The 1,683-nt window shown below is 33.9% G+C and carries 3 protein-coding genes and 1 pseudogene; 3 read left to right on the forward strand and 1 reads right to left on the reverse strand.

The window, feature by feature from the left end:
• The first annotated feature begins 234 nt into the window (after positions 1-234).
• Complete coding sequence (locus tag H1P_RS33150; RefSeq protein ID WP_144875712.1) at positions 235-465, forward strand: hypothetical protein; 231 nt, start codon at positions 235-237, stop codon at positions 463-465.
• Positions 466-659: 194 nt separating this feature from the next.
• Positions 660-848, forward strand: coding sequence for a hypothetical protein (locus H1P_RS33155; protein ID WP_144875714.1), 189 nt, complete (start codon positions 660-662; stop codon positions 846-848).
• 43 nt (positions 849-891) lie between these two features.
• Here the strand turns inward: H1P_RS33155 and H1P_RS33160 are convergent, their stop codons facing one another.
• Positions 892-1,089, reverse strand: a complete 198-nt coding sequence (locus H1P_RS33160) for a hypothetical protein (RefSeq protein WP_144875716.1) — start codon at positions 1,087-1,089, stop codon at positions 892-894.
• A 285-nt stretch (positions 1,090-1,374) separates the two neighbouring features.
• Between H1P_RS33160 and H1P_RS39685 the strand changes: the two are divergent.
• A pseudogene (locus tag H1P_RS39685) lies at positions 1,375-1,678 on the forward strand (four helix bundle protein).
• The last annotated feature ends 5 nt before the right edge of the window (positions 1,679-1,683 follow it).

A 1,683-nucleotide genomic window follows, 5' to 3' on the forward strand; every position in this document is an offset into this window, starting at 1 on the left:
TTTTTTCGCTTACTTTTTCAGCAAACCCTACTTAGTCGGAACTGACGTTGTTTTACTTGACGAGCTTACAAGATAGTAATGCATAACAGCTTGACATGGAATTATAATTAGCCGAAAATGCGATCGCCATTATCAGTAAGCAGTCATCAGTTATCCCTTTTCTGTCAATCTTCGAGTACTAGAATGAAGGAGGAAAAAGATTAAAGCTCTACAAACTATAAACTATAGAGAGTAATGGATGTAGAGTTACAAATCCTCAAACATTTGGCTAGAGATGCACAACTTACAGTACCAGTAATTGATGAATATTGTAAGTGCGACAAAGACTTATTTGTCGAAGTCAGAAGCTATGAATGTTTAAAGAAAATAATATTTTGCTTCTTGGTGTCTGCTCATAGTTCACAAGCTATTTATCTATTTCGATATTTCTTATTGGAAACAATAAATACCAACCCCAAAAATTAATTTTCTTTTCATATTGCTTTGGTATGCTACTTGTAGTTTTACAGATTAATTAGCGATCGACCATTATCTAATTAAACTCAAACAACCTAATAATAGTTGAGAAACCGAACTTTTGAAGCTGAGTTTTCTCAATAAAAAAGGTTGATTTAAACTGTTAAAAGTAACATTTTCTTCAAATAAGTAAACAAACAACTATGAAAATTGAACATCTAATTTATCTTGATGGCTGTTTATTATGCGTATTTTATACTAATATCAATTGTTGGCAATATTCCATCTTTTTCAATTATTTCAGCTTCTACGACCCCTACGAATTTTACTGTACTTCAAATGCTGCGGTGCAAGTAGGAAAAGATGCTATCCAAACTTTAAGGGGCTGCTGAGCCTCAAATATCTTTTGAACACAAAGCGCGATTGCAATTTACTTCAACTAGAACTTGCTCGTTCCTGAAGAGCATTCAGCATTTGCTGGCGAACTTCTTTAGCCCAAAGTTCAAAGTTAAAATCATCGCTTTTGGGGTCAAGCGAAGTCAAAATCTTATCTGATTGACGGACTATACAAGCACTGCTCTCGAAGGGCAGGTTCACGTCTTCACTTTTTTTAAGCTTATTTTTGCTAATCATGGCTCATACATAAAATTTGTAGTTTGAATAATAAAGTTCCTTTATGAGAATCTTATTAGAAGCAAATGGTATTAAAAAGTGAACTTTAGGAAAATTTTCCTTAATTTAGCCTTCAAATTAAAATTTTATGTGCGGTTCGTTAGTGTCACCAAGCTTAACGGCTGAAGTACATTCACAATGCCCCGCCGTAAACGGACGGGGATTGTAAGGAAGAAGGAAGAAGGAAGAAGGAAGAAGGTATAATACAAATACATCAAACTTCTTTCTTCAAACTTCCCCAAAAAAATGAGCCATAGAGAACAATTTATCTGGAAACGTGGTGTAGAAATTTGCGTTATTTGTTATCAACGTTCCCAAGCATTTTTCACAATCAGAATTATACGGGCTAACTAATCAAATTAGACGAGCAGCAGTATCCGTACCATCAAATATAGCCGAAGGTTATGGAAGAACGTCTAAAAATGAATATGTTCGTTATCTTCAGATTGCTCTTGGCAGTTTAAGAGAATTAGATACTCAATTAATTATTGCTAAAAAAGTAGGTTTAGCTAAACCTCACATTCCGCAGAAAAATTTAATTTCTTCGTGATTTTT

It is taken from the genome of Hyella patelloides LEGE 07179 (genome assembly GCF_900659865.1).
GTDB lineage: Bacteria > Cyanobacteriota > Cyanobacteriia > Cyanobacteriales > Xenococcaceae > Hyella > Hyella patelloides.